Source organism: Proteiniphilum sp. UBA5384 (genome assembly GCF_002410825.1).
Taxonomy (GTDB): Bacteria; Bacteroidota; Bacteroidia; order Bacteroidales; family Dysgonomonadaceae; genus Proteiniphilum.
On the sequence record NZ_DHOS01000001.1, the window covers coordinates 192619 to 218636 of the forward strand.

Below are 26018 nucleotides of genomic sequence, written 5' to 3' on the forward strand. Positions count from 1 at the left end.
AATGAAGTAAACTATGTTTGGTTCATTTGATGTCTGATATTTGCTTGGGTTCAAATAAATAGGTACAAAGATATGATTTTTACTTCAATATCTAAAATTATCCATTGACTATTTGCACATCTAAGTTGAACTTCGCATTTTACCTTTTTTGCATAAGGGAGGTCGATGATTTTTCTGAAAATTATTAAAGAGGGAACAGAAGAGGCAGAAGGAAGACCATAATAATACCTACGATGAGTTGTAATGGCAGTCCCACTTTTATGTAATCCATAAATTTATATCGTCCCGCCGACATTACCAAGGCATTGGGCGGCGTGGCGAACGGGCTGGCGAAGCACATGCTGGCTGCTACTGTCACTGCAAATAGAAACGGATAGGGGCTGACTCCTACTGTGATAGCTGATTGCAGAGCGATGGGAGCGAACAATACGGCGGTGGCAGTATTACTGATGAACATGGTAAGTATAGATGTAGCAAGATAGATGCCTGCCAATACCACTCCCGGTCCAAATTGGCTCAGCCCATTCACGATTGCATTGGCAATCAGGTCGGAAGCGCCTGTCTTTTCCATGGCAATCGCCAGAGGAAACATGCCGGCGAAGAGAAATGTGCTTTCCCAGTTGATGCTCTTATAGGCCGATTCCACATTACGAAAACAGCCTAATATGATCATCAGAAGTGCTGCTATCATTGTAGCGATCACATTAGGCACTATGTTGAAGACCATCGCCACGATCATCATTACCATGATAGCAGCGGCGATCGGTGCTTTATGGTCGCGTGGAATTTTCAACGCATTCTCCATAGGTTGTCCGGCCACCACCCATTCTGAGGTCTCTTCATTCAACTTTTCAATATCAGTCCATTTTCCCTGTACCAGGAGCACATCGCCCGAAAACATTCTCTCATCCTTCACATCCTGCAGGATATATCCGTCTTTTCGCTGTATTCCCAGTATATTCACATTATACAATTGTCGGAAATTAGATTCCTTGACGCATTTGTTGATTAGCTTTGAGGTGGACATCAGGACCACTTCCGCGATGCCTATTTCACTGAAAGCCAACCCTCCCGTTTTGGAAGCAGACGTTAAGTTGCCGTTACCCTCTGTCTTGTGGGTGTCAACCCAGGTCAAACCATTCGCATCGATGAGCGACGACACATCGTTGAAACTCCCCAACACATACAATATATCGTCTTCTTTTAAAGTGCTCGAAGGGCCTGCCATCTTCATGTCTACAGTCTTATGGAAACGGTTTCGAGCATTGATCCTGCGGATTTCAAGTATACTTACGTTATACTTCTGGGAGATATTCAGTTCTTGCAGGGTTTTATTGACAAAGGGAGATTCTTTTTCTATTTGCACCCTATAAAGATTGTCGGCCAACTGATATTCTGAAGCCAGTTGATTGAGCGACTTGTTTTTCTTTACAGCAGATTTTTCTTTATCTCTCCCCGAGACGAGTATCTTGCTGAGGGGCCATAATAGCAGGATGCCAATCGTTAGCGTAATCAATCCGACCGGCAGAAAGGAGAAGAAGGATAGTCCCTCGAATCCACCGCTGATCAGTGCATCGTTGATGATCAGGTTGGGAGGGGTGCTGATCAATGTGAGCAATCCGAGGCTGCTGGCAAATGCCATCGGCATAAGAAACCGCCGCGAGTCTGTACTTGCGTCTGTTGCCATACTCATCACGATTGGCAGCATCAGTGCTACTGTGCCGGTATTACTTACAAACCCTCCAATTCCTCCGGTCACCAGCATCACCAGTACGAAAAGCTTGAACTGGTTGCCGCCTGCCAGGGTGAGGATCTTTGTGCTAATCATTTTAGCAAGACCGGTCTGGAAGATGCCTCCACCCACAATGAAGAGACAAACGATCATGACTACCACGGGGTTGGAAAATCCCGACAAACCCTCTTCGGGTGTGAGTATTCCGGATAATACCAATAAAACCAGCGAGGAGAGGGCGACAATATCCGATCGTATTTTCCCCCAAACGAAAAGAGTAACCGTCAGGAGTATAATCCCGAAAACTATAAAAATATTTGTATCCATACGTATTGAGTGTAGCTAAATGAGAAGTTGACTATCACAGCGGTCGCAAAGTTAGTAATTATTTTTTTTGTTTTGGCTAGTTCCCTTGTTCTAGTATGGGGTATAAGTTGCAATCTCTGTTTTCTCCGTTATAAATCGCTTTCCTTGAAGCAAGAAATATTACTTGTCTGAACAACCTAAACAATAAAAATAAATAGGGGGAAATTTTGAAAATCGAAAAAGTATATGTCTTTGTGATATTAAAATGATATCATTTTAAATTATAATTCTGCCCAAGTTTAATGTTAAAAACATCAAGCTTGACCAAAGAAACTGATTTTTAATTTGGAGATGACTTAGAATTCAGCCCCCCCTATCAAACTAGGGAATTAACTATGCAAATAAATGAAAAATATGCAATAATTAATCAATTGATTTTCAGTCATTTAATTCTTTTAATTGAAAATTTAACTTTTGAATCTTATTTATTTAACTAAATATATTCGTTATATAACGAAATGTTTTAGTTATATTTGTATGGTGATTGATTTTTATCAAGTTTTGTTCTTCGAATCGGGATGAAACGTTTAAAATTGGTGATTACGCAACATTCAAAATGAAGTATAACAGTTTAATAATCGAAAATATGAAAGAGTTGACACCCAGGGAAGAGGAAGTAATGCGATATTTTTGGGATGACGGTCCTCAATTCGTAAAGCAATTATTGGAGAGGTATCCCGATCCGAAGCCGCATTTCAATACCTTATCGACTTATGCGCGTATGCTGGAAGAGAAAGGTTTTTTGTCGCACGAAGTATTCGGAAGCACTTACCGTTATTTCGCGGTTATCAGTGAGGAAGAATATAGAAATCGTACATTGCGGAGTGTGGTGAAGAAGTATTTCGATAATTCCTATCTGAGTGTGGTCTCATCACTTGTAAAAGAGCAGGATATTTCGGTAGAGGAAATACGGAAACTATTGGATGAAGTGGAGAAGTCGGATCCTAAAAAATAACTATTATGGAATTTTTTCTCTTTTACCTGCTCCGTGCATCGGTCTTAATGGCACTGTTTTATGGCTTATACAAGTGTTTTTTTGCCAATAATACTTTCCACAGTGTCAACCGTTTTTCGTTGATATGGATGTTATTGTCGATAACAGTGCTTCCCCTTTTCCGTTTTAATCTTATTCCTGGGAAGCAACCGGAACTTCTTGATGAATCTTTTTGGACGGATTTTTCTTCCATTCCAGTTACCGGGTTAGTGGAAACGCAACCGCGGATAGAAATTCCATGGATTCAGATCCTGATGATCTTGTTTGTGGTGGGATTTCTATTCACATTTGCCCGTTATCTTATTGGGATTGGTCATATTGTTTCCATCATCCGTAAAGCAGAAAAACAAATCTTGGCTGATCATACCGTCTTATGTATCACCGATAAGCATATTTTGCCCTTCAGTTGGATGAGCTATATCGTGCTTTCCCGAAAGGAGTGGTCATCGGATAATCAAGCGGTGATACGTCATGAAAGGGCGCACATTCATTACCGTCATTCTTTTGATATGATCCTATGCGATATTTTTACCTGTATTTTCTGGTTCAATCCTTTTTCCTGGTTATTGCGCCGGGAAATACAATCTGTGCATGAATACCAGGCGGATGAACAAGTCATCAATCAGGGAATCGATTCCAAACAATACCAACTATTATTAATCCGCAAAAGCGTAGGCGATTATAAATTTGCTTTGGCGAATAATTTTCATCAACGCGACCTGCACAAACGAATTATAATGATGAAGAAAGAGAAAACAGACAGAAAAATGAAATGGAACTATGCAATATCCTTACCGGCATTGTTGGTTGCCATGATTGCGCTTTCAGTGCCAAAACTGAATGCAAACATTCCCGATTTAAATGCTGATCTCCCGGATTCAGGTAATGCTGAAATTGTGGAGAAAGATTCAATATTACCCATCCAATCAACCGGAATAGGCAATATTGTCATAAGGGGTTTCAAAGGTGATAGTGCCTCTCATAAACCGCTAAAGATTGTAGATGGGGTGACTATTTCTGATGAAGAATATCAAAAACTAAACGTAGACGATATTCAATCTTTCTCAGTTTTGAGAGATAACTCAGCTATCCAAATGTATGGAGATAAAGGAAAGAATGGTGTGCTCCTGATCGAGACAAAAAAGAGGAATAAGGAGAATGATGTTGTAGCAATAGGTCACGGCTCAATGGATTCTCTCCGGGGTAATATGAATCACATAGTAATAAGATCACAAGATGGTAACTCTCCGTTTTTAGATTCATTCAATGCAAATTTACCCTTAATTGTTGTTGACGGAGAAAAGATGCCTGAAGATTTTAAAGTGAATTCCATCGATCCGAATGATATTGAGTCGATTTCGGTGTTAAAAGATAAAACTGCTACTGATATTTATGGAGAAGAAGGAAAGAACGGCGTGATCATTATCACGAAAAAAACCTTATAATTTTGCTGACATAGTATAGGCATCGTGGTAAAAGATAAGTGTGCGCTTATCTTTTATCGCTTTGTCCATAAAGCGTTTTTTTTCTTCCATGGCTACGGCCACACTATTGTCATAGCCCGAAAGCCAGCTTAATGAGAGGTTGAGCGAAGTGGGTACCACATCCCCCGGAAAGGCGTAATTTTCTTCTTCTGTATCGAAAAACACGGCGATCTGTCCCGGCGTATGTCCGTCATAGAGTTCCAGCCGGATGTGTTCATCGAGTTGCCTATCTTCCAACACGAACTGTAATTGTCCCGCATCATATACCGGTTCAATATTGTCGGCGAAAAAAGATCCCTTTTCAAAAAGCGAAGGGGTGCGGTAATTTTTCCATTGGGCAAGGCTCAAATGATAAGTAGCGTTGGGGTAGGCGGGTACTGCCTTTTTATCGCTATTGAATACTGTACAGCCGCCACAATGGTCGAAATGGAGATGAGTGATGATCACGTCGGTCACCTCTTCCGGCGTATATCCGATTTTTCGGATTTCCCCGGCAATATCTTTCTGGTCGAACGGCTGAAAGAATTTCAAGCGGGAGTTATGCTTGTCACCTATTCCCGCATCCACCAGGATACGTCGTGTATCTGTCTCAATAAAGAGGCAGCGAAGCGCCATCACGCACATATTCTTTTCATCGACCTTGTATTTTACGGACCAGTATTTTTTTGGTACGGTGCCAAACATCACGCCGCCGTCGCCATGGAAATATCCCGATTCAATGATATGGAATTTGATCATACACTATAAATGTTTATGCAAAATTAGCACTTTTTGCGGTATTGCGCACTGAAATCGTCAGATTTCATTCAACGGTCATTGATAAAAATAGGACCGTAATCTTCGATATTTCCGGTAATAATGAATGGTAACTATCTGAAGAGATAAGTCGTTATTGGAAGATGAGAGAAAATATGACGACTCGATGATGCAAAACTTGATCATTCGTTGTATTTTTGCACAAAATTACGTTATGTTGATAGCCCGGCAAAAGAAACAAGAGAATATTGCGGAATATCTGTTGTATATGTGGCAACTGGAAGATATTTTGCGCTCGTATGAGTTGGACATCGACAAGGTACAGCAGTTGCTGGTCGATCCGGTGTATCATACGGAAGAAGAAAGGAAAGAGGCCCGAGACTGGTATGAAGGGCTCATCCTGATGATGAAATCGGAGGGTGTACAAGCAAAAGGACATCTGCAAATTAACAAGAACCTGATTATAGACCTTACTGATTTACACCTGCGGTTATTGAAAGATCCTAAGGAATCGGCGTATATCGGTGTCTATTATAATACCCTGCCTCATATTGTGGCTTTAAGGGCAAAGTCGGATCGTAAAGATGTTCCTGAACTGGAAACCTGCTTTACGGCTATGTACGGGTATTTGTTGCTAAGATTGCAGAAACGGGAAATCTCGGGTGAAACCCAAGCTGCTATTGCACAAATTACCGGTTTGCTGCGACTTCTTTCGAAAAAATATAAGGAGGTTGATGATGATCCCGATAACTCGGAACTGGAAGTAATGATTTAATGATCCCGATAACTCGGGACGAGTAGTGATGATTAATGTGCCAATGAGACGAATAAAAAATTGGTAATTAGTAATTAAAAAAAAGCATGCCAATATTTACAGGGATGACTAAATTGTTGGGGGAAACGGAAAAAGAGACCCTGAAACAGCAGTTTTTTTACGGGCTGGTACAGAAAAATGTACTGGTAACCGGTGCAAATGGTCAGTTAGGAAATGAGTTAAGGGTTTTGACTGCTCGTATGAACCTGCCGTTCCAATTCTTTTTTACAGATAGTGATACGCTGGATGTGACCGATAGGGAGCAATTGTCTGCTTTTGTAAGAGATTACCGTATCCTTTATATTATCAATTGTGCTGCTTACACAGCTGTGGACAGAGCAGAAACAGATTTTGAAGCAGCTTATGCAGTCAATGAAAAAGCAGTGGAAAATATTGCACTCGTAACAAGACAAGAAGGCATAAAAGTAATTCATATATCTACCGATTTTGTATTCGATGGACAGTCGAAAATTCCTTATACCGAGGAAACTGAGCCGAATCCGCTTTCTGTCTACGGCCAGTCGAAACTGAAAGGGGAGAAAGCTCTGCAAGCGGCAGGCGGAGAATGGATTATCCTACGCACTTCTTGGTTGTATTCAGAGTATGGCAATAATTTTGTGAAGACAATGATCCGGTTGATGCGTGAGCGGGATAGATTGACTATCGTGGATGATCAACGCGGGGCACCTACCTATGCGGCCGACCTGGCGGAGATGATTGTTCATATCCTGCAATATACGGAAGAGACCGAATGGAAAACGGGTATTTATCATTTCTCAAACAGGGGGGAAACTTCGTGGTTTGGCTTTGCTGAAGAGATCAAAAGAACGGCAGGGATTGACAGGTGTGAATTAGTGCCTGTCACGACACGTGAGTATGGAGCATCTGCTCCCCGCCCGAAATATAGCGTGATGAACCTGTCGAAAATATGCGCAGCCTTTCATGTGGAGATTCCCGATTGGAAGGAGGCTTTAAAACGATGTGTTGATTTGTTGATGTGATGATTTAACAATTCAACTTTCAACAATATTAAAAGAATGACATTCAAAGAAGAGATACAACGTCGGCGTACATTCGCCGTAATTAGTCATCCCGACGCGGGAAAAACCACATTGACGGAAAAATTACTCCTTTTTGGAGGAGCTATCCACGTGGCGGGAGCCGTAAAATCGAACAAGATTAAAAAGACAGCTACCTCCGACTGGATGGAGATTGAGAAGCAACGCGGAATTTCTGTTGCTACATCGGTTATGGGGTTTGAATACGACGGGCATAAGATCAATATTCTGGATACGCCCGGCCACCAGGATTTTGCGGAAGATACTTACCGTACACTTACGGCTGTGGATAGTGTAATCGTGGTGGTGGACGTGGCGAAAGGGGTAGAAGCCCAGACGCGTAAATTGATGGAAGTCTGTCGTATGCGACATACTCCGGTGATGATTTTTGTCAATAAACTCGACCGTGAGGGGAGAGATCCCTTTGATATTCTCGATGAACTGGAGGAAGAACTAAGAGTCAGTGTCCGTCCGTTGAGCTGGCCGATAGATATGGGGGAACGCTTTCGGGGAGTATATAATTTATATAAGAACAGTCTGGATCTTTATCAGCCCAGTAAACAGGTAGTGACAAAATCGTTACGACTCGATATCCAGTCCCAGGAGCTGGAAAATCATATTGGTGACCGGTTGTCAAAAAAGTTGCGTGATGATGTAGAACTAATTACTGAGGTTTATCCTGTATTTTACCGAGAGGAATACCTTGCCGGAAAACTGGCACCTGTATTTTTTGGATCTGCACTAAACAATTTTGGAGTGAAAGAATTATTGGATTGTTTTGTGAATATCGCTCCGTCGCCTCGTAAGGTACAAACCGAAGAACGCGTAGTGGATCCCTATGAAGAGAATTTTTCGGGATTCGTTTTCAAAATACATGCGAATATGGATCCGAATCATCGTTCGTGTATTGCTTTTGTCAAAGTCTGCTCCGGAAAATTCGAACGGAATGTGAATTATAAGCATGTCCGCTTCAACCGGATGATGAAATTCTCCTCGCCCACTGCTTTTATGGCACAAAAGAAAGAAATCATGGATGAAGCGTATGCCGGTGATATTGTGGGATTGCCTGATAACGGCAATTTTAAGATAGGCGATACCCTTACATCAGGTGAAGATTTGCATTTCAAAGGATTGCCAAATTTCTCCCCTGAGATGTTCAAATATATCGAGAATGCCGATCCGATGAAGTCTAAACAGCTTCAAAAAGGGATTGAACAGTTGATGGACGAAGGAGTTGCGCAGCTTTTTACTAACCAGTTTAATGGACGGAAAATTATTGGAACGGTCGGACAGCTTCAGTTTGAGGTAATACAGTATCGCTTATTGCATGAGTACGGTGCGCAATGTCGTTGGGAGTCTATCAGTCTGTATAAAGCTTGCTGGATTGAGAGCGATGATGCTGCACAACTGGCGGATTTCAAGAAACGGAAATACCAGTATATGGCACACGACAAAGAGGGGAGGGATGTCTTCCTGGCCGAGTCTAACTATATTCTGATGATGGCACAACAGGATTTTAAAAATATTATATTCAACTTCAGTTCAGAGTATTAGGGCTTTCCAAGGTGACCGACATACGTTGTATGGAGCTAATCATCCCTTTCTCATAAAGTTGTTTGTAAACGGCTTCACTCAAATCGTGATTCACCCCTCCCTCGTCCCCTTTCTTTGTCCATACCCGGAAAATAAATTCGAGGGTAGTAGGATTGATCTTCGACATCCTTGCAAAAGGTGCCGGTTGTTTCAATACCTTGGGGTGCTCTGCTGCTGTTTGTAGCAACAACTCTTTAACCTCTTCCACATTACAGCCATAATCTACATTGACGATAATCTCGGCGCGAAGTAAGCCATTAAGGCTATTATTATTGATGATACTGCCGGTCGATAGTGGTCCGTTGGGTATATAAATTGTCTTGTTATCACCGGTTCTTAAGATGGTATGCATAATGCCGATCTGCTCCACGGTTCCTTCCAGATTCTGCGCTTTGATAGTGTCTCCGCTCCTGAAAGGTTTACTCAACAAAATCATTACCCCACCTGCAAAATTGGCGAGGTTATCTTTCATGGCAAGTCCTATCGCCAGACCTACCGTGCCAATAATGGCGGCAATCGATACTGTCTTTACTCCTACCGAATTGATGATGATCATAAATAATACAATGAAAAGGAATGTTTGCAATACGCTGCTTATAAATCCTTTCAGTGTGTTATCAAGCGAACTCTTCCGCATGACCTTTGCCAAGAAATTATCAATCTTCGTAATCAAAAAACGGCCAATGATGAACAATACAATGGCTATTAATATATTCACTATAAGGTCAATACCCCAGGCGATGAAACTATCCAGAATTTCATTATATTTACCCTCTTTGATCAGTTGACCGAAAGAAGGATTATCGATAGATCGTGGCACGAAAATGCTGTCGGAAGGAGTCGATATTTGAAGCAATGTCATCATTTTGGTTTTTGTACAGTGTAACATCGCAAAAGTACAAAAAAACAATTATTTTTGTAAGAGAATAAAGAATTGATACATTATTTTTTACTATTCATATACGATATAAAATGAAGTTTATTTTTACGGTTATATTGTTTTTCCTTGTTTACGGGCTCTCTGCCCAGTCACTGGATTATATGGGATGGGTAGAGCGTTCGGCTGGTCATATAGAACAAAACCGGCTTGATAGTGCCGCTGTGGCACTGCAAAAGGCGATGGCGCTGGAGCCGGCCAATGAAAATAACCCCGTCTTACTGCTTAATCTTGGAATATTACAGCGTCAAATGAAGCTTTATGACGATGCCTATATTTCATTCACCGCTTCCCTGGGGAATAGTCCTTTGTCTGAGTTGGTGTTACATAACCGGGCTTCCCTTTTGTGCGAGATGGAGCGTTTTGATGAAGCAATGGAGGATTATAACACCCTTATCCGCAATTATCCGGAGGATGTAGAGGCTTATTACCGGAGAGGATTACTTTTTCTTGAAAAGAATGAGAGAGCCAAAGCCGAAGCTGATTTCAAAACTTCGGACACGATAGATCCGGATAACATGTATACGAAGTTGAGCAGGGCACTGCTTTATAAACTCGATGATAATTGGGAGGCTGCCGAGAAGGTTTATACCGGCCTTATCCAGTCGTCTGATAAGGTTGATCCCAGCTTTTACATGAACCGGGCGGAATGTTATGTGAACAGTGATCAGGTTTTCAGGGCGTCGGCCGATTTACGGGCAGTGGAGGGCTCACAAAGGGAAAACCCTTATTATTACATTCTCCGGGGGCGTATTCGTCTGTCGCAATTCGATAAGATAGCCGCCCGTGCCGATTTTAATAAGGCCAAAGAGCTGGGCTATGATGCAGATATAGTGAAGGACTGGCTGAAAAAAGCGGAATAATAGGCACCGGGAGAGAGAAGTAGTCAAGAGAAATAAAGAAAACCAAAACTTGTTTTATGAAGTGGATTAATAGGAACGATAGCCAGGCCAACTATGAAGATCGTAGAGGTAAAGGTAGAAGGAATGCCGCCGTCGGTGGAGTAGGAGCGATTATTGTTGCCGTGATTGCTTTGTTGCTGGGACAAAATCCTTTCCAGGCCATAGACATGGTGAGCAATATGGCGCCGGGTGGAGACTCTGAGGTTGTGGATCCATCCAGGGCGAATGAGAATGAAGACCTGAAGGTGCTCACACTTGGAGTCTTTAACAGTGCCAACGACGTATGGGCAGAGATTTTTAGGTCACAACTCGATAAGCAATATGTACGTCCTACTTTGGTTACTTTCACCGACGCAACGGTAACCGAATGTGGTGGGGCAACAGCGGCGGTGGGCCCTTTTTACTGCCCCGCCGACCAGAAAATGTATATCGATCTCAATTTTTTTCATCAATTGAAATCCGATTTCGGGGCTGAAGGCGATCTGGCCATGGCCTATGTGACAGCCCATGAGGTGGGGCATCATGTGCAGAAGTTGTTGGGTATTATTGATCAGGTCAATCAATACCGGGGGCGGATCAGTGAAGCGGAATACAATAAGATGAATGTAAAGTTGGAACTGCAGGCTGATTTCCTGGCGGGAGTATGGGTGTATCATGCACAGCGGATGAATATGATCCGGCTCGAACCGGGTGATCTGGAATCGGTGATCAGTGCCACTACCGCAGTGGGCGATGACACCATCCAGAAACGTGCAAGAGGCTATACCGTTCCCGATTCATTCACGCATGGCACTGCGGCACAACGTACTTACTGGTTCAGGAAAGGGATGCAGAGCGGCGATATCAGTCAGGGGGATACTTTTAACGACCCCGGACTGAGATAGAAAGAAAATATAGTTTTATATAAATACTTTTATAAAGATAAGTAACAGGAGTATAGATTGATACTCTATGATGGATTCATTATTATAATATTTCGAAACATTTTTTCGTATCATTTTTATAGCAGTTGCAAATCTGTTTATGACCGATTTATGAGAGATACCTATATATTTTGCTGTTTCCTGTACAGATAATTGCTGTTCCCAACGTAAACGGAATACTTCCCGATCTGAGGGTCTCATTTTTCGAACTGTATCAGCAATAACCTTTTCCAATTCTTTTATGATGGTTTTTTCATGCGTTTGGTTAGTCGCCAATTGAATTAACTCGGGAAGTGTATCTTCCCAAAGTACATATTTCGGTTTTTTACTATAGAAATCAATGATTTTATACTTTAACCTGATAAATAAATAATTTTGAAGGCAGCCGTCAGCATTCCCTTTAAGGGAATCTTTCTTATTCCAGGTTTCTATCATAAGTTCCTGTACGATATCCTCCGCATCATCTTTACCCATATAACGACTCGCAGTTTTGTATAAACGAGTAGCATACCGAATATAAATTATCTGAAACAGAGATTTATTGCCTAATGCTTCTATGTCTGTAATACTTTTTGTTGTATTAATATCAAAAAACATATCAAAATTCTACCAATTGATAATGCAAAGTAATAAAATGAATATTATAAATTCATTTTTTGAGTGGCTGACTTCTTTCATTTTATAAATTTTTATTTTTATTTGATTAAAATTAATAGGGACGTCTATATGAAAAAGCCTGCTACTAATGTAGTAAGCTCGATTATTTGATTTTATATAATTTCAGCGCATTATGAATAAGCTTAAAAAGCTTTTTTCGAACTATATTCGTGGAAAATCGACCAGAGATGAGAAAAAAATTATTGACCTCTGGTTCGAAGAGAAAGGTAAATCTCTGATTGATCCGGTGAGTAATGATGAAGTAGAACAATTTTCTCAACGAATATGGAACGAATTTCTTATATATGAAGAAAGAACAAAAACGAAGCGTCGGTGGAGTCCTCGAATTCTGTATGGATTAGTGGGCACTGCGGCTATTATTTTATTGCTGGTCTTGTTAGATTTTCCCTCTGAAAGACTCAATTCAGGGGGGCATCCGGAACGACATGCGACGACTGAAGTTACAAGACAATTCGTCACCGATGATAATATGAAACGGATCACACTTGCCGATGGATCAAAAATACATATGAATAAGGGTACGGTAATTGAGTTGAGAAACGGAAAATTTAATGCGTATACCCGTGAAGTGTGGTTGGAGGAAGGAGAAGCTTTTTTTGAGGTGGTTAAAGATCCTGGACGTCCTTTTATTGTACATACACCGGATGGGATGAATGCCAGAGTATTAGGAACTTCATTCAATATTAAGGCATATCATCAATTGGAAAGTCAGGTTGTGAGTGTAAAAACAGGATGTGTTCAGGTCAGTAACGAAACAGGTGAAAAGGTATTATTGGATGTCAACCAGAAAGCCATTTTTCATGCTGCTACACAACAAATCACAGCTGGACTCACGGATGGTACTGCTGCCGCGGATTGGCGTAGTGGCCTTATTGTTTTAGAACATGTTGGAATGAACGAGCTTGCATTCAGGCTTAAACAATATTATGGGGTAGAAGTGGTAAATAAAGCTGTTTCGGAAGAGATGGAAATATACACCTCTTTTCATATAAGTACACCTTTAGAACATGTGGTAAAGAATGTGGCAAATGTGTTTGGTGTTTTCTATAAGATAGAAAATAATACAATTTATTTTTATTGAAAAGTTTTAGGTTAAGATATGGAAGAATTTAATATTCTTACTATCGTGCATAAAATAGACATTATATTCATTAAAATTATATATGTTTCAAACAGAGCGACATTGTCACTCTAAAGTTATAGAGTCCACAAGCACCTTTAGGGTAAAATGGCTATAGTACTCGTTCCGGTGATGCTCAAAAGTGGGTACGAACGCTTCAAATTCTTCGGGTGTAAAACCCGTCAAGGACAGCAACTGACTTAGAGTTTTTCGGACTTTGTCGTATTTCATTTGTGATAATTGATCCTATCTTATCACAAAGGTATGTAAAAGAGGGCTATAATAAACTATTAAATATAAACTCTAATGACAAATTTTTTATGTTAATATTTTTTGAACAGTTGATTATTGTAAAATTTGATATTGAATGGGGAAAAAAAAATTAACCACAAGGAGTATTGTCGATATGATGATACTGTGGCTGAGTTTGGCTCCTTTATCTGTTTCTGCGCAAAATGAACATTTCGCCTTTAATAGAGAGCCAATGATAGAGAGATTGGAAAGGATAAAAGAGTTAGGAAAAGAGACCGGGCAGATATTGTCTTACAGTCGCTCCGTCATCAATGGAATGGCTCCGGCGTTTACTGCCCGTACAAATAATATGGAAGAATGGCTGGACATATCGTTGAGGGATTCTGACTATACTTATAAAAAAGTAGGCGAAAAGGAATACATTGTCATAGTCAAAGTATCTGAAACAAAAGTTGCTGAAGCCAAGAAAGTTGAACAGGTAAGAACGGCAAAAGGACGGGTTATTGACGACAATAAGGAACCGTTGATTGGCGTGAATGTAGTTCAGAAAGGAACTTCAAATGGAACTGTTACCGATATGGATGGTAATTTCTCCTTAAGAATTTCACAAAATAGTACGCTTGTATTTTCATACATTGGTTTTGAGAAACAAGAAAGGGTGTGGGATGGAACTTCCGAAATGAGTATAATACTACGCGAAGATGCGGCCATGCTCGAGGATGTGATTATTATTGGCGCCTATGGTACTGTACAAAAAAAATCAGATATGGTGGGTTCTGCCTTTCAGGTTAATTCGGATAAAATAAGGACCTTGCCGGCTGCCCGTGTGGACAATTTATTGGAAGGGATTGTCCCCGGTTTACAAGTGTTGCCAAACTCTGACGATCCCTCAAGTACCAAACAGCGGTTAAATTTAAGAGTAAGAGGAGAGGGATCCATGAGTGCTTCCAACGAGCCGCTTTGGATTGTAGACGGTGTACGTGTTTTTAGCGGCGATAGAACGAATATGGTTGCGGGAATGAGCCTATCTATTAGTCCATTGAGCTATATGGATCCCAATGATATAGAAAGTATCACGGTGCTTAAAGATGCCACGGAAACTTCTATTTATGGCGCAGATGGCGCCAATGGAGTTATATTGATTACCACCAGAAGTGGTTCACGTGGGAAACCGCAAATCAGGTTCTCTTTACGCACAGGAATATCACAAATTAATCAAAGTGCCAAATTTAAAGTGTTGGATGGAGAGGAATATTTACTGCTGGCGAAGGAATCATACTTGAATTCCGGACGTGATATGAGAAGTTTTCCTTTTCAGGATAATGATATGAACAATTATAGTACAACCAGTACAGATTGGTCTAAAGTGTTTTATGATACAGGATACCAGACAAATGCGCATTTATCTATTTCGGGGGAAGAGGGTAAAATAGACTATAATCTTTCAGGAGGTTATTATACCAATCAGTCCACTGTTATAGGAAACAAACAGGAACGCTATTCTGTGAGAGGGAGAACGGGGGTCAAAATGTCTCCCAAGTTTGACTTTTCACTGAATTATGCGGCATCATACAATATCAACGATATTTTTGTTCCCGGACATGATTATTATCAATTCCTACCTATTTATGACCCTGTAAATCCTGACGGTACATATCGGTTATATAATAAAACTGTATCTGGAATTGATTCCAACGGGAATCCTATCTGGCAGATATCCCGTTTCCTGAACTCGGTGCCCGAGAGAGAGGAGAATGATAACAAACAAAAGGCAGCCGTAGCCAATGTAAATGCTGTTTTAGGTTATCAAATAATAGAAGGTTTGGCGTCCACTACCCAGTTTGGTATTGATTACCAGTCTTTAAACGAAGATCGCTATTCAGCGGGGACGAACTGGTCGGGTATGTCCACCACCACGGGGAGTGTTGGTTATTCTTACCGGAATAGTGCCAACTTCCTGACATGGACTGCTATTCAGCGATTGAATTATAACAAAACATTTGGCAGACATAGTGTGGGGGGATTGCTCGGACTTGAGGCCAGTTCGCAGGATACAAGGACGATGGGAGCTAACGGCTCCGGTTTTATCAATGACAAGATCAAAGAGGTATCCTATGCTGTGGATAGGAATGGAAGTAGTGGTAGGAGTATATCAAAGTCATTGTCCTATTTTGTACAGGGAGTTTATTCGTTTGACAATCGTTATTATTTCACGATAAACGCCCGTAGGGACGGTAATTCCGGATTTGGTTCCGATTCGCAATGGGGTAACTTTGCCTCTGTGGGTGCTTCCTGGAATATCCATAATGAGTCCTTTTTTCAATCAGAGGTGATTGATGTGTTGAAATTAAAAATGTCTTACGGCTCAAACGGTAATTCCAGAATAGGTTCTCAAGAGGCATTAGGCTTATATTCCTATGGCGAAGGCCATAACTATATGGGTGAATTGGGAGGGACAATGTCCGGAAGCCCTAATAAAAAACTGAGTTGGGAAACTGCCTATATGACGAATATAGGGGTAAGGATAAGGATGTTCAACCGGGTGGATTTTGAAGTGGAGGCTTATAACAAAAGAACAGTAAACCTTCTTAGCAATATTGATGTGTCAAGGACTACCGGTGATACGAGGAGTTACCGTAACTCCGGAGAAATAGTCAATCGGGGAGTTGAATTTACGATAGACGCGGATCTGATTAGAAAGAAAGATCTTACCTGGTCGGCCGAATTGAATATGTCCCACAATAGAAATAAATTGGTGGAGTTGTATAATGGGATCGAGAAGGTGATGGGTAATTATATCTGGCGGGAAGGAAAAGACCTGAAAACTTTTTATGTCATACGTTGGGCCGGAGTAGACCCCAGAGACGGAGCTCCGTTATGGTATGACAGTGAAGGCAATTTAACACGTAATTATAGCGATCAGCACCGGGTTCCCTGGAAATCGGCTTCTCCTGTGCTGGCTGGAGGCCTTACTTCCCGAATCTATTATAAAGACTTTTCACTTACTGGGATGTTTTCTTTTGTAGTGGGAGGATATGCTTTTAGTACTTTTGGTCGTAATGTGATGTCTGATGGCTATAATATCATGACAGAAAATCAGTCTGTAAACCAGTTGGACCGCTGGCAAAAACCGGGTGATGTGGCGCTATCTCCCAAACCGATATGGGGTACATCTACCAAATCGGTCATGAGTTCTACCCGGCATATATACAAGACGACCAATGTGAAACTCAATAATATTGCCTTGGGTTATAATTTGCCCTCCCGGTTTGCAAACCTTATAGGAGCCAATGTGTGTAGTATTGATTTGATTGCCGATAATATTTTGATCTGGACTCCTTATGATAAAAAAGATCGTAACGGTTACAAGCAATCGATGAGGGGGTATCCTTTGGAGACAACGGTATCATTGGGAGTGAATTTAAGTTTTTAGAAATTATACAATATAAGAATCATATGAAGACTATATGTAAAATAGTGATTGTACTCAGCTTGTTTTTCTCCATTTCCTCTTGTGATTTTCTGGAGGTGGAAACAGTTGGAAGGACAACGATGCCTAACTTCTTCTCGGATCTCCCGGGTTTGAAAGCCGGCCTTACGGGTAGTTATAGCAAGATGTATAATTATTACTCTTCAGAGTTTTATAAATATCCGGAGGTGGCAGGGAATATGGTGGATATAAATCTTGTCAGTTCTGGAGGGGAAATGATGGATCAATTTAATTTTACGTCCGATCCCGAACAGGAAATTGGCGCAGTTGGCTACATTTGGAGAAAGATACTGGATGCCTTGGCAAACGTGAACAATGTCTTGGAGTATGCACCGCCGCTGATTGATAAATTTCCCCACTTGGAAGCCGATATCAAACAGGTACAGGCGCAAGCATATTTTCTAAGGGCTCTTTGTCATTTCGACCTGTACAGGGTATATGCCCAGCCCTATAATTACACTGCCGATGCTTCTCATCTGGGGGTCCCGGTTTTATTGGTCACACCCGGTCCTGACGATTTGCCTTCACGTGCTACCGCTAAGCAGGTGTTTGAGCAGATCATCAAGGATTTGAATGCGAGCGAGGCACTATTTGGAGATATCCCTATGAAAGACGCCTACCATGTATCGAAAACGGCGGTATGGGCTATGTTGAGCAGGGTATACCTCTATAAGGAGGATTGGGACAATGCGATAACTTATGCTTCGAAAGTAATGGATGTTTCATCATTGGCGTACGAAGAGGATTATCTGGCCATGTATCATAATCTGATTGCCGGAGAGGAGGCAATATTGCGGTTAAACGGTACACTAAAGGCCAAGTCTTTAGGTACTTTTTTCTCTGCCAAAGAAGCGGATGTTATTGCTGCGGATACCCTTTTGAGTTTGTATACAGATGCTGAAGATATCAGGCTGCAATTATTTACCCCTGATAATAGTAATATCGCAAGGATTACAACCAAATACAGGATAAAAATTGATTATACACCGGAGCAGGAACGATACGATCCTTTTATTTTACGGGTGTCCGAGATGTATTTAAACAGGGCTGAAGCTTATGTGAGGAAGAATGATCTGACAAATGCCGCCAATGATTTGAAAGAGATTATTGGAAGAGCATTGCAGAAGGATGCCTCAGACGTGGATTTGAATTATACCGATAGGGATGAACTCCTGCTTCTGGTAAAAAAAGAGAGGGCAAAGGAACTCAGTTTCGAAGGGCATAATTTCTTTGATATAGTGAGATACAAGGATGATTTGGTGAGAGGCACCACTACCACTTCCAATGTGGAATACCTTCCATACCCGAATGATTTGTTTGTATTACCAATACCTCTTACAGAATTGAATGCCAATACAAATATGAAGGGTAATCCTACCGTTAATAATTAAAATAAAAAACATATGAGACAAAAAAAATATATTATCTCTGTTTTGGGTATATTGTTGTTGTTCAATTCGTGTGGATTAGATGAAAACCCGGTGTATGATTTGAAATTTATCCATATCATGGTGAATGAATCTTCTGCGGTAAATGTTTCCCAAAGAGCAAATACGATAGGTAGCTATAATGTTTATCTGAGTGCCCCCGCTTCGAATGAAACAGTAGCGGTTACCTATGAAATAATAGTGGGTGATGGATTGAAAGAGGGTGTTGATTATAAATTGATGAGTAATGACAATACCCTTACATTTCTTCCCGGTATCTACGACATGCCAATCCGCATCCAATGGATGGCAAATCCCGTGGATTCCTCTAAGGACAACACGATTAAAATCAAATTGATCAGCAACGACAAGGGATATACAATCGGACTACCCGGTCCTGCAAAGAATCAGTCAGAATTAACTATAACAAAAGTGTAATGCGATTATATAAAAAACTGTTTATTTCATTTATCCTCTTATTATTCACGGGGTATCTTTCCGCAAAAGATATCCCGGCACATCCTAAACTGGTCAAAGGTTCTCTTCAAAACGGATTGACATATTATATCTATCCGAATGACTATCCAAAAGGAGAAGCTGTCTACCGGTTATTTATCAAATCGGGATCAATCAATGAAACTCCGGAGCAGAGGGGACTTGCTCATTTTCTGGAACACATGGCCTTTAACGGTACAAAACATTTTCCGGGTAATGAACTGGTAAAATTTTTAGAATCCAAAGGAGCAAAATTCGGTAGAGATCTAAATGCGCACACTTCTTATAACGAAACTGTGTATAAATTAAAACTTCCTACCAACACAGACGGTATGGTGGATACCACTTTGACCATACTTGCCGATTGGCTCGATGGTCTTTTGCTGGAAGCGGATGAAATTGATTCGGAAAGGGGGGTGATCATGTCGGAGTGGCTCTCTAAACAAAAACCGGAGGCAGAGGTAAATGATGTGTTGCTTGATGCATTGATGAATGGTTCGAGATTCGCTGAGAGAAAAGTAATAGGAGATACGGCAATCATTCAACATTCCCCGTATGAGACACTGCGTGGTTATTACAGTACATGGTATCGACCCGGTTTAGCTGCTGTGGCTGTTGTGGGTGATGTGGATCCGGTGAAAGTGGAGAATTTGATCCATGCTAAATTTTCGGGGATGGAGAAAAGGGATAAGCCGGAATCGGGAGTGTATTCCATTCCCGATTATGAGAATGTGGAAGCAAAGATTGTAGTGAATGACGCACTTAAAAAAACGGAGTTGACAGTCATACAACTTGTGCCCCGTTCCCAAGCAGTAAGAAACGAAAGTGATTATTCCCTTTATCTGCAGCGTACCATTCTTAACAGGTTATTTAGGAATAGATTGAATACATTATCCTTTACCAATGATGCTTATTCAAAAGGGAGTATCGGGATATCCGACTTTTTAAATACAAAAGGTGTATTGATGGCTTCAGTTGAACTGGTACCCGGCAGGGTTGAGGAAGGAATATCTGTTTTTATCTCCCAACTGTCTCAAATATATCAATATGGATTTGTTCCTGAAGAGATAGAGAAAGTGAAAAAAGCATTGCTAAACGCAAGAGAACGGGCAGCCAAATCGGAACAACCGGTCAATTCCTCCCAATTGATGGAGGAGGTATATGCCGATTTTTATAAGGATTATACGATTACTACGCCGCAAGAGGAATATCGATTGACTAAAAAATATATTAATGAGATTGATTCCGTTTCAATAACTGGTTCGTTGCAGCAGCTGGTGAAGACAGACCATATGCATTATATCTTTTCATCCTTTGAAAAAGAAGATATGGCTGATTCCCTGCGGTTGATTCAATTTGTAGATTCTATCCAAAGTGAGACTATTGAGCCCTATCAATTGAAGATGGATATTCCATCCCAATTATTAGAGGATGAACCGACCTCGGGACGAGTTATCAGTGAGAAAAAAATACCGGAGATCAATGGTGTGGAACTTATGCTTTCCAATGGGATCCGGGTGATCTATAAAGAATCCGTTTCCGGTAAAGAGAGGATCAGCATCTCTGCCTATAAGAAAGGGGGACTCTATTCTTTGGATTCAGTTGATTATGTGAATGGACAATTCTCTCCCGGTGTAGTGTCGCTGAGTGGCGCCGGTAGTTTTTCGAGGGATGAGCTATCCTATTTTCTCGCGGGTAACTCCGCTTCGGTGCGGTTGCTGATCGAGAATACACGGACCGGCATGGTGGGTAGCGCGTCGCTGGACGATATAGAAACCCTGTTTCAGCTTATTTATTTGAAGTGGACACAACCTAAAGTTGATTCTTCGGTTTTTGAGATGACGAAGAAGCGGGCAATAGAAAATTACCGGCATAAGAATATCACTGATGAAACTGTCTTTTATCAGGATTTGAATTATTTGATGAGAGGTAAAGACTATGTGACAAGGGAAATGACCGATTCTATTATAGAAGAGCAACTCCATTTTAAAAAGATGCTCCCGGTCTTTCATCGATTTTTCGGGGATGCCGGTGGTTTTACCTTTGTGATTATCTCAGATAGCGAACTTGGAGCATTGGTTCCTTATATCAATAATTATATCGGCTCTTTACCTGCAATGAAGGATGACACGGAAGTCCCGTTCATGTATGATGGAGGGAAAATAGAGACCTCTTCTGCCCAATTGGTACGTCGGGCGGGTGACGCTGATCGCACTATTGTGTCGCTGATTTTTCAACATACCGATCTTCAGGACAGAAAAAAAGTATATGACTTGAAAAGTAATATAGCCAGTGGAGTGGTAAGGATGAAATTGCTGTCGGAATTAAGGGAAAAAATGGGAATGGTGTACAGTGTAGGAGTATCGGGCGGTGCCAGAAAATATCCTGCCGAACTGGCACGCAATACCATTTCGTTTACTTGCAATACCGGTAATTACTTGGTTTTGATTGATAAAACTAAAACGATTTTACAAGAGATGATAGAAAATCCCCATAGCTATGACACGGAAATCGAAAATATAAAGTTAAGCCTGGTAAATGATATGGCTGCCAATGTGCAAAAAGACAGCTATTGGAGTTCCTTTATAAGAAATTCTACTTTTGAAGAGGACGAGGAGTGGAACTATGTTTCCAATTTTAGGAATATGGTAGATAATATCACTAACGAAGATATTTCAAAATTCTTGTCACAATACTATAATATAAATAATATGATTGAAGCGGTGTTGCTTCCAAAAAATAATTGATGTCAAATTTACTAACCAATAAGTTTAAATGAATGTAGTTATGAAATTAAAAAGTTTTTTATTTACCCTCTCGGTGGCTATTCTATTGGCCTCCTGTTCATCCGATGAGCCGGATGCACCCGTCTATGTGGCGGAAATGACCTCTTTTGGATTTTATGCAGAAGATAATGGAGATATAATTGTGCAGGATTATATAGCCTCCTCCATTGGTCCGTCTATTTCTATCTTATTGCCGGAAGACGTGGATAAAACTGCGTTAGTAGCACGTTTCACCGTTTCAGAAAACGATGTTGTGAAGGTGGGTACTGTTGTGCAGCAAAGTGGTGTAACGGTCAATGATTTTACCGGCCCTGTTGATTATATTGTCTCAGAAGGTACAGCCAATGTGAAATATACAATAACGGTAGGGAAGGCTCCTGAATTTGTCTGGACTTCATTGCCCGCTGTTGAAGAAGACTTTTCTTCTTTAATTATGGACGTCAGTCCGACCGGTGTCCCTTATATAGTATACAAGATGAAACGAGATGAATCGGATGAGGAAGCGCTTGGTGTGATGACTTTGAAAGATGGTGCATGGACCTCTTTAGGACAACCTTCGGAAGGACGTGTAGACTCATATTATGATATCGCATTTACATCTGATAATCTTCCGGTAGTTTCATACCTGGATTTTACATCGCCAATTGATCGTAAGGCTTCGGTAAAATCTTGGAATGGTACCACCTGGAGCGCGGTTGGAAGTAATCTGGCAACTACCAATAGGGTTTCGCATCTCGCTATGAACTATGCAACTGATAATAAATTAATGGTATTTGCCCGGTATGAATTGAATGATAATGTATTTCCCCGGAGAGCATTAACGGTGAATTCATTAGAGGGTGGCACCTGGATCCATAACGCAAAAATTACGGGAAGGACCGATGACTTGATCCCTTCGTTGGTGAGAGCGGAAAGATTGGGGAATGCACTCTATCTGGGAGCTCATAATTCCGTAACACCCAATACTATATCGATTTATAAATATGAAAATGGTAACTGGACTACGCTTGTTGACAAGTGGACGGATGAAAATGCAACCGGAATTAATGTGAGAGACTTTGAGATGGCTGTGGATAAGGATGGCAATGTATATGCCGCCTTGGCCGATAATAGTTCAGAAGGTGTCTACAAGTATAGAGTAATTAAATGGGAGGCTGACACGAAACAAATCTCAAGTGTTGGTAGTTATTTACCGGGAGCGTCCGGAGGACTGTTTGATTTTGATTTGGCTCTCTCTCCCTTAGGAGTCCCTTATCTTTTCTATAGGAATGAAAGTCTTTTCCCGACCGTTGTCTCTTTGGATAAAGATACACAGGACTGGACTACGCCCAATATTCTGGAAGCTTCAGAAGGAGATAATTTGTCGATCGGTTTTGCTCCGGACGGAAAAGCGTATGCTGTCTATACAAAGAATAGAACACTCTACAGCTATAAATATGATGCCCCCGGACAATAATAGGGAAATGTAAAGTATAATTGGAATAATGGAGGGGTTTGGCGGTTTGTTAAACCCTTTCATTTTTCTTATTTTGTTGCATTCTGTAATCCATTTATTTTAAATATGGTAAATAGTATGATTAAAAAAATAGTTACATTTATTATTGTCTCTTTCTTCCTGTGCAGTGGATATGCCCAGGATAGTTTCAGATTTATTTTTATGGCCGATGTACATTATCATGATAAGAACGGAGCACCCGAGGCATTCGATATGGCCATTGATACGATTAACAAGCTGAATCCTGACTTCATCCTTGTGGGGGGAGATATGGTGTATGATGCTTTGAGACGCTCACAGGAAGAAGCTGAGAAACAGGGAGAACTCTTTCTGGAGAAAGTCTCTAAATTGAATGCCCCAATCTATTACGCAATAGGCAATCATGATCATTTTGCCCTTTATAATAAAATGATTGATGTGGATCATCCTCTTTTCGGAAAGAATTTTTATGAAAAATATTTTGGTCCCCGGTATTACTCGTTTGACCATAAGGGATGGCATTTTATCACTTTGGATGATATGATTGTTACAGAAGACCGCAGATATATCGGGAGGGTCGATTCCGTGCAATTGGAATGGCTCCGTAAAGATATCGAGCAGATAGCCGATGCCACCCCCGTGGTTATAATGGCACATGTTCCGTTCATTACTACGCTTTCACAATGGTATGGCGGAGGGATAAATGCCAACAATAATAAGTTAGCCATAGAGAACAGCGGAGAAATTCTTCGATTGTTTAAAAATAAAAATCTCAGATTGATATTACAAGGTCATATCCATTATTATGAGGCCTTGCATATATTGAATAAAACAACGGTAATCTCGGCTCCTTCATTTTGTGGTAAATGGTGGATGGGCAAGATGAATGATATGGAGGAAGGTTTTGTGCAGATAGACATACTTGATAACAACAATTTTGAATATAAATATATTGATTATAATTGGGGTGCAAAAGAATAGGTTTCTTTTACTTTGCAAAGATGAATTTTTTGTTACCTTTAAAGTTTGTAATAATTTGAATCAAGCAGTGAGTGTAAATTATAATCAGTACATTTATGAAATATTTAAAAAAATCACCGTCAAAATTTATCAAGACGTATCCTGCAGGTCGCATACTTTTATTCCTTCTGTCATTCACATTTTTTATTTCCTGCTCGGATAAGGATCCGGTGTTGTCTTCTGTCTCCCAATTCAAGTCATTTACTTTTCGTCCCGAACTCAATGAAGCATTGGAGGAAACGGTATTGGGTGTGATATCCGGCACGGATATAAGCGTATCATTCCCTTATAATGTATCAACCGATGGTTTAATCGCTACTTTTACCTATGAGGGTGCATCGGTGAAAATAGGAGAGGAGGAACAAACCAGTGAAGTTACAAAAAATGATTTTAGCGAAACTGTCGTTTATAGCATTATTGCCGAAGACGGGACAAGAACAGATTATAGGATTACCGTTACGAATATGCAACGCCGTATTCCAAGGGTATATGTCAATACAGAAGGGGGGGCTCCTATCCTTGATAAGGAAAATTACGTGACTTCTACGGTCAGAGTGGAGGATCTCGATAAATACTATACCGACGGAGTTGAATTTGAAGGATCGGCAGGAGTAAGAGGACGCGGCAACTCTACCTGGGGAATGGATAAAAAACCATACCGCATAAAGCTGGACGAGAGCGCATCCCTTTTGGGAATGGGGAAAGATAAGAATTGGGCGTTGCTCGCCAATCATACAGACAAGACCTTATTGAGAAATATAACCGCTTTTGAAATTGCGGAGATTGCGGAAATGAGTTGGACACCGTCTTCTTATAGTGTGGATCTTTACCTGAATGATGCATATCAGGGAGTGTATGCATTGACAGAACATGTAAAGGTTTCGGATGAGAGGCTTGATATAGAGCTGGTAACTCCTTCCGATAATTCAGGTGAAGCGTTGACCGGTGGTTATTTTCTGGAATTGGATTTTCATTTTGATGAACCGTATAAGTTCAAAACGGCCATGAAGGAGTTACCTATCATGTTCAAAGATCCGGATGAACCTACACCGGCGCAATTTGAGTTTGTGGAAAATTATTTCAATACAGCCGAGGCAGTTTTATACGGAGATAATTTCAAAGATCCCGAAGATGGCTACCGCAAATATATCGATGTGGAATCATTTGTAAACTACTTTATCATACAGGAACTTGCCAAGAATGTGGATGGCAATATGCGGGGTAGTTGTTATCTGGCTATTCAACGGAACGGAAAGATAGAGCAGCCATTGGTATGGGATTTTGATATCGCTTTCGGGAATGCCGACCATATCACATGGGAGCAAGGTGCTTCTTCCCGGGAATGGGACGGCTGGTTTATTAATAGCTATAGTGCTAATGATAATACTTATACTCCCTGGTTCGACCGTTTCTTTGAAGACCCCTATTTTGTCACTGAGGTGAAAAAACGATGGAACGAATTAAAACCCCAATTGGATGAAATCCCCGATTTCATAAGAGAACATGCTGCTGCGTTACAGGAATCCCAAGCCAAGAACTTCAGCCCGAAGCCTTCCGGTGCCGGATGGATCATCACAAAACCTGAATGGAACTCATCAATTACCAGGGGATCTTATAAGGCGGAGGTTGATTATCTGGTAGATTTTGTGGAAAAACGCCTCCAATGGCTGGATACAAATATAAACGGGCTATAAATATGGCTATAAAGAGGGATATT

Annotated in this window: 19 protein-coding genes; 15 read left to right on the forward strand and 4 right to left on the reverse strand. The window is 40.9% G+C overall.

From position 1 onward, the window contains the following. Nucleotides 1–184: 184 nt before the first annotated feature. Complete coding sequence (locus B4G81_RS00765; protein WP_414703141.1) at nucleotides 185–2047, reverse strand: SLC13 family permease; 1863 nt, start codon at nucleotides 2045–2047, stop codon at nucleotides 185–187. Nucleotides 2048–2684: 637 nt separating this feature from the next. Here B4G81_RS00765 and B4G81_RS00770 point away from each other — a divergent pair. Together B4G81_RS00770 and B4G81_RS00775 are read left to right on the forward strand one after the other, a co-directional pair. Further along, entirely contained in the window at nucleotides 2685–3053 is a 369-nt protein-coding gene (locus B4G81_RS00770) for a BlaI/MecI/CopY family transcriptional regulator (RefSeq protein ID WP_294079043.1), read from the forward strand. 5 nt (nucleotides 3054–3058) lie between these two features. After that, a complete protein-coding gene (locus tag B4G81_RS00775; protein WP_294079046.1) occupies nucleotides 3059–4537 on the forward strand; it encodes a M56 family metallopeptidase in 1479 nt (492 codons plus the stop codon). Here the strand turns inward: B4G81_RS00775 and B4G81_RS00780 are convergent. Beyond that, nucleotides 4532–5314: an MBL fold metallo-hydrolase gene (locus B4G81_RS00780; RefSeq protein ID WP_294079049.1), complete on the reverse strand. Its 783-nt coding sequence runs from the start codon at nucleotides 5312–5314 to the stop codon at nucleotides 4532–4534. The genes B4G81_RS00775 and B4G81_RS00780 overlap by 6 nt on opposite strands. Nucleotides 5315–5546: 232 nt before the next feature. On the opposite strand from B4G81_RS00780, the gene B4G81_RS00785 reads away from it, so the two are divergent. From B4G81_RS00785 to B4G81_RS00795, 3 genes are all read left to right on the forward strand, one after another. After that, on the forward strand, nucleotides 5547–6107 hold the full coding sequence (locus B4G81_RS00785) for a DUF4924 family protein (RefSeq protein ID WP_294079224.1): 561 nt from the start codon (nucleotides 5547–5549) through the stop codon (nucleotides 6105–6107). An 86-nt stretch (nucleotides 6108–6193) separates the two neighbouring features. Beyond that, nucleotides 6194–7147 carry a dTDP-4-dehydrorhamnose reductase gene (gene rfbD, locus B4G81_RS00790; protein ID WP_294079052.1) on the forward strand — a complete coding sequence of 318 codons (954 nt, stop codon included), beginning with the start codon at nucleotides 6194–6196 and terminating at the stop codon, nucleotides 7145–7147. A 36-nt stretch (nucleotides 7148–7183) separates the two neighbouring features. After that, on the forward strand, nucleotides 7184–8758 hold the full coding sequence (locus B4G81_RS00795; protein ID WP_294079054.1) for a peptide chain release factor 3: 1575 nt from the start codon (nucleotides 7184–7186) through the stop codon (nucleotides 8756–8758). Here the strand turns inward: B4G81_RS00795 and B4G81_RS00800 are convergent. Next, nucleotides 8742–9662: a mechanosensitive ion channel family protein gene (locus B4G81_RS00800; protein ID WP_294079057.1), complete on the reverse strand. Its 921-nt coding sequence runs from the start codon at nucleotides 9660–9662 to the stop codon at nucleotides 8742–8744. The two genes, B4G81_RS00795 and B4G81_RS00800, sit on opposite strands and share 17 nt — an antisense overlap. 107 nt (nucleotides 9663–9769) lie before the next feature. Here B4G81_RS00800 and B4G81_RS00805 point away from each other — a divergent pair, with 107 nt between their 5' ends. Then, nucleotides 9770–10597, forward strand: a complete 828-nt coding sequence (locus tag B4G81_RS00805) for a tetratricopeptide repeat protein (RefSeq protein WP_294079059.1) — start codon at nucleotides 9770–9772, stop codon at nucleotides 10595–10597. A 56-nt stretch (nucleotides 10598–10653) separates the two neighbouring features. Then, nucleotides 10654–11520, forward strand: a complete 867-nt coding sequence (ypfJ, locus tag B4G81_RS00810) for a KPN_02809 family neutral zinc metallopeptidase (RefSeq protein WP_294079062.1) — start codon at nucleotides 10654–10656, stop codon at nucleotides 11518–11520. A 15-nt stretch (nucleotides 11521–11535) separates the two neighbouring features. Here the strand turns inward: ypfJ and B4G81_RS00815 are convergent, their stop codons facing one another. Further along, nucleotides 11536–12156, reverse strand: coding sequence for an RNA polymerase sigma factor (locus B4G81_RS00815; protein WP_294079065.1), 621 nt, complete (start codon nucleotides 12154–12156; stop codon nucleotides 11536–11538). 193 nt (nucleotides 12157–12349) lie between these two features. Between B4G81_RS00815 and B4G81_RS00820 the strand changes: the two genes are divergently transcribed. The 8 genes from B4G81_RS00820 (at nucleotide 12350) to B4G81_RS00855 (ending at nucleotide 25995) form a co-directional block, all read left to right on the forward strand. Continuing rightward, nucleotides 12350–13318, forward strand: a complete 969-nt coding sequence (locus B4G81_RS00820) for a FecR family protein (RefSeq protein WP_294079068.1) — start codon at nucleotides 12350–12352, stop codon at nucleotides 13316–13318. A gap of 406 nt (nucleotides 13319–13724) precedes the next feature. Next, nucleotides 13725–17042 carry a SusC/RagA family TonB-linked outer membrane protein gene (locus B4G81_RS00825; RefSeq protein ID WP_294079070.1) on the forward strand — a complete coding sequence of 1106 codons (3318 nt, stop codon included), beginning with the start codon at nucleotides 13725–13727 and terminating at the stop codon, nucleotides 17040–17042. A gap of 23 nt (nucleotides 17043–17065) precedes the next feature. Further along, on the forward strand, nucleotides 17066–18490 hold the full coding sequence (locus tag B4G81_RS00830) for a RagB/SusD family nutrient uptake outer membrane protein (RefSeq protein WP_294079073.1): 1425 nt from the start codon (nucleotides 17066–17068) through the stop codon (nucleotides 18488–18490). Between the two features lie 12 nt (nucleotides 18491–18502). Further along, nucleotides 18503–18964: a hypothetical protein gene (locus tag B4G81_RS00835; RefSeq protein WP_294079075.1), complete on the forward strand. Its 462-nt coding sequence runs from the start codon at nucleotides 18503–18505 to the stop codon at nucleotides 18962–18964. Then, nucleotides 18964–21768, forward strand: coding sequence for a M16 family metallopeptidase (locus B4G81_RS00840; RefSeq protein WP_294079079.1), 2805 nt, complete (start codon nucleotides 18964–18966; stop codon nucleotides 21766–21768). The genes B4G81_RS00835 and B4G81_RS00840 overlap by 1 nt, the downstream gene beginning before the upstream one ends. A gap of 40 nt (nucleotides 21769–21808) precedes the next feature. Further along, nucleotides 21809–23263, forward strand: coding sequence for a hypothetical protein (locus tag B4G81_RS00845; RefSeq protein ID WP_294079080.1), 1455 nt, complete (start codon nucleotides 21809–21811; stop codon nucleotides 23261–23263). A gap of 117 nt (nucleotides 23264–23380) precedes the next feature. Further along, nucleotides 23381–24262, forward strand: a complete 882-nt coding sequence (locus tag B4G81_RS00850; protein ID WP_349678724.1) for a metallophosphoesterase — start codon at nucleotides 23381–23383, stop codon at nucleotides 24260–24262. Between the two features lie 95 nt (nucleotides 24263–24357). Further along, complete coding sequence (locus B4G81_RS00855) at nucleotides 24358–25995, forward strand: CotH kinase family protein (protein WP_294079082.1); 1638 nt, start codon at nucleotides 24358–24360, stop codon at nucleotides 25993–25995. Nucleotides 25996–26018 lie beyond the last annotated feature (23 nt).